The organism is Brachybacterium sp. HMSC06H03, assembly GCF_001807385.1.
GTDB lineage: Bacteria > Actinomycetota > Actinomycetes > Actinomycetales > Dermabacteraceae > Brachybacterium > Brachybacterium conglomeratum.
On the sequence record NZ_KV788777.1, the window covers coordinates 1 to 4,094 of the forward strand.

Here is a 4,094-nt window from a genome sequence, read left to right on the forward strand (position 1 = left end):
CCGATGCCCCGCACGGGGCATCGGCCGTCGTCGTTCCTCGTCGTCGTCCTCGGGCGGCGCGCCCGGGCGGGGCCCTCAGCGGTCCGCGATGTCGCCGACGTGGGTGATCGTGAGCACCGGCTCGCCGGCCTCGTCGGTCGCCTCCAGGTCGAGCTCCGCCTCGATCGCCCAGTCGTGGTTCCCCTCCGGGTCGTCGAGCACCTGCCGGATCCGCCACAGCCGGGACTCCTCGGTGATCTGCAGCAGCTGCGGGGAGCGGGCGGGGCCGTCGATGCCGACCTCGTCATAGGTGTCGTAGTAGGCGTCCATCGCCTCCGCCCAGCGCTTCCGGTCCCAGCCGGAGGCGCCGTCGAGCTCGGCGAGCCGCTCCTCGCGCTCGAAGGCGAAGTGCTCCACGCGCTGCCACATGGCGGCCCGCACCATCGTGCGCAGCACCTTCGTCTGGGCGGAGAGGCCGCGGGGGCTCGTCGGCCGGATCTCCGAGACCCCGTCCTGGAGATCCTCCGGATGGGTCAGCGCCTCCCACTCGTCCAGCAGCGAGGAGTCGATCCCGCGCACCAGCACCCCGAGCCACTCGATCATGTCCTCGAGCTCCTCGGTGCGCAGGTCCTGGGGGACCGTGCGCCGCATCGCCTGGTAGGCGTCGGAGAGATAGCGCAGCACGATCCCCTCGGAGCGCTGCAGGCCGTAGCGCTGGACGAACTCGCTGAAGGTCTGCCCGGTCTCGTGGATCTCGCGCACCACGGACTTGGGGGAGAGGTCCTCGGCCCGCACCCAGGGCCGGCTGCGGGCGTAGATCTCGAGCGCGGCCTCGAGGTCCTCCTCGAGCGGCTTCGGCCAGGTCACCTCGTCCAGGCGGGCCATCCGCTCGGTGTACTCGACCCCGTCGGCCTTGAGCTCGGCGAGCAGCTCGCCCCGGGCGGCGTTCTGCTGGGCGAGCAGGATCTGGCGCGGGTCCTCGAGGATCGCCTCGAGGATCGAGACGGTGTCCAGGGTGAGGGTCTCGGAGTCCTCGTCCAGCGAGTCGATCATCGCGATCGCGAAGGGGGCCAGCGGCTGGTTCATCGTGAAGTCGAGCTGGAGGTCCTCGACCAGGGAGAAGCGACGCCCCAGATGGTCCACCTCCTCGAGGACCTCGATGATCTCCGCGTCCCGCAGGCCGCGGAAGATCTCCACCGCCTCGCGCACCAGCTTCAGCTTCTGGGCGCGGGTCTGATGGCTGGTCATGATCAGGTGGCGCCCGGCGGCGACCGCATCGCCCGGCCGCGCGATCAGCGCGAGCACCATCGAGGCGGTGATCCGCAGGTGCGGGCGCAGCGCCTCGGGCGGGTTCTCGACGAGCTTGGTGAGGTTCTCCTCGGACCAGCTCACCGCACCCTCGGGGATGCGGGGCTTCGGCTCCTTCTTGCGCTTCTTCGCGCTGTTGGGGGCCTTGCCGGCCTCCTCCCGGGCGCGCTGCTTGGCGCGCTCGCGCTCGAACTCGATGGTCCACGTCGGCGCCTGCACCACGACGTGACCGACGGTGTCGTAGCCGGCGCGTCCCGCCCGCCCGGCGATCTGGTGGAACTCGCGGGCGTTCAGCAGGCGCATCCGCCTGCCGTCGAACTTCGCCAGCCCCGTCAGCAGCACGGTGCGGATCGGCACGTTGATGCCTACGCCGAGGGTGTCGGTGCCGCAGATGATCTTCAGCAGGCCGGACTGGGCGAGCTTCTCCACCAGGCGCCGGTACTTCGGGAGCATGCCGGCGTGGTGCACGCCGATGCCCTCGCGCACCAGGCGGGAGAGGATCTGCCCGAAGCCCTTGGAGAAGCGGAAGTCGCCGATCAGCTCGCGGATCCGCTCCTTCTCCTCGGCGCTGAGGATCTTCCCGCCCTGCAGCGCCTGCGCCTGCTCGAGGGCCTCCTTCTGGGTGAAGTGGACGATGTACACCGGGGCGTCGCGGTCCTCGAGGATCGTCGTGATCGTGTCCGGCAGCGGTGTGAGCGACCAGCGGAAGTCCAGCGGCACGGGCCGCGGCGCATCGGCCACCACCGTCACGGCGCGCTCGGTGCGCTCCTCGAGGTCCTCCACGAAGAAGGAGACGTCCCCGAGGGTCGCGCTCATCAGCACGAACTGGCAGCGGGGCAGCTCCACGAGCGGCACCTGCCAGGCCCAGCCGCGCTGCGAGTCGCCGTAGAAGTGGAACTCGTCCATCACCGCGAGCCCCACCTCTGAGCCGGGACCGTCGCGAAGCGCGTGGTTGGCGAAGATCTCGGCGGTGCACACGATGATCGGCGCATCGTGGTTGACCGCGGAGTCGCCGGTCATCATGCCCACGTTCTCGGCGCCGAACTGTGCGACGAGGTCGAAGAACTTCTCGCTCACCAGCGCCTTGATGGGGGCGGTGTAGTACGAGCGCTCCCCGCGAGCCATCGCGGCGAAGATCGCGGCGTAGGCGATCGTGGTCTTGCCCGAGCCGGTGGGGGTCGCGGCGATCACGTGGTCCCCCGCCGCGATCGCGAGCAGCGCCTCCTCCTGGTGGGGGTAGAGGGTGCGACCGACCGATTCCTGCGCCGAGACGAACCCGTCGACGATGGCGTCCTGAGCGTTCTCGACGGTGTGCGGGGGGAGGAAGGGTGTCAGGCTCGGCATGGGCCCAGTCTGCCAGGGCGCTCCGCAGGCTGACGGCGCTACGCTCGACGCGCCCGCCCCGCCGACGGAAGGACGACGATGCCTGCACGACGCTCCGAGGACCCCTCCCTCACCGATGCCGAGAAGCGCGGCGAGGGGGCGCGGGAGCACTGGGACGAGGACGCCCGCGCCGCCGCTCGACCCACTCCGCTCCAGCGATCGTTACCTGATCGTGACAATGCGGGGGAGGGTGATCCTGACGCCCCGTCGGCCGGTGCCCCTGAATCCGCCGCGGCCTGCGAGGACGGCGACGAGCCTCGGGGGGCTTCCAGTGCCCAGGAAGCTACGGGTGGGTAGTAAGCGCCTCGGAGGTCGAACCGGACAGAAGCGGACGACCGGGAACTCTCGGACGGAGTGACCTCGCTCACGTCGCGTAGCGTGCCGTCACGGCCCCGCAGGGTCGTCATCCCACCCCCGTTGTCCCGCTGTCGAAAGGCACTCCCGTGACGCACTCCACCCTCCGTAGCCGCTGCACCCGACTCCTGGGCGGTGCCGCCCTCGTCGCGGGCCTCGCCGTCGGCGGCGCCGGCGCCGCCACCGCGGACGGCTCCGACGTCGAGCGCACCGAGCTCTCCGGCACCGAGCAGACCGACGCGCACGGCTACTGGACCTCCGAGCGCATGGAGGCCGCGATCCCCGCCGACGACCTCTCGCCCGAGGACGCCCCGTCGCACGCGGACGTCGAGAAGGGCGAGCCCACCACCGTCCAGGGCCGCAGCGCCGAGGCGCCCGGCAAGAACAAGAAGGCCGCCGAGTCGAAGGACACCGTCGGCAAGGTCTTCTTCACCCAGGGCGGCCAGGACTACGTCTGCTCCGGCAACGCCGTCGCCTCCTCGAACGGCTCCACCGTCGCGACCGCCGGCCACTGCGTCAACGACGCCGGCACCTGGGCCACCAACTGGGTCTTCGTGCCCGGCTACGACCACGGCGACGCCCCCTACGGCACCTGGGCCGCGACCGATCTCGTCTCCACCGACGAGTGGGTCTCCAGCGAGGACATCAGCTACGACGTCGCCTTCGCGACCGTGAGGCCCGAGAGCGGCAGCGGCACCCTCGAGGACGCCGTCGGCTCCACCTCGATCGCGTTCAACCGCGAGCGCGGCGCCGACTACGACGCCTACGGCTACCCGGCCGCCTCGCCCTTCGACGGCGAGTCCCTCGAGAGCTGCTCCGGCACCGCGAGCGTCGACACCATCGGCGGCACCCTCTCCCAGGGCATCTCCTGCGACATGACCGGCGGCTCCTCCGGCGGTCCCTGGTTCCTCGGCGACGGGGCGCAGAACTCCGTGAACAGCTTCGGCTACAACGGCCAGCCGAACGTGATGTACGGCCCGTACTTCGGCGCCGAGGCGCAGGCCGCCTACGACGAGGCGGCCGCCTGAGCGCAGCCCCACCCCGGAGAAGGGCCGGCACCCCGCGAGGGT

2 protein-coding genes are annotated in these 4,094 nt (G+C 71.2%); one reads left to right on the forward strand and one right to left on the reverse strand.

Going from position 1 to position 4,094, the window contains the following annotated elements; all coding sequences use genetic code 11:
* Positions 1-75 precede the first annotated feature (75 nt).
* Positions 76-2,631, reverse strand: a complete 2,556-nt coding sequence (locus tag HMPREF3159_RS08405; protein ID WP_070500621.1) for a DEAD/DEAH box helicase — start codon at positions 2,629-2,631, stop codon at positions 76-78.
* 482 nt (positions 2,632-3,113) lie between these two features.
* On the opposite strand from HMPREF3159_RS08405, the gene HMPREF3159_RS08410 reads away from it, so the two are divergent.
* On the forward strand, positions 3,114-4,052 hold the full coding sequence (locus HMPREF3159_RS08410; protein ID WP_070500622.1) for a trypsin-like serine peptidase: 939 nt from the start codon (positions 3,114-3,116) through the stop codon (positions 4,050-4,052).
* Positions 4,053-4,094: the final 42 nt, after the last annotated feature.

Bases quoted from the DNA above. Each gene is read 5' to 3' on its own strand.
- HMPREF3159_RS08405 (WP_070500621.1), bottom strand. From the start codon at position 2,631: ATGCCGAGCCTGACACCCTTCCTCCCCCCGCACACCGTCGAGAACGCT.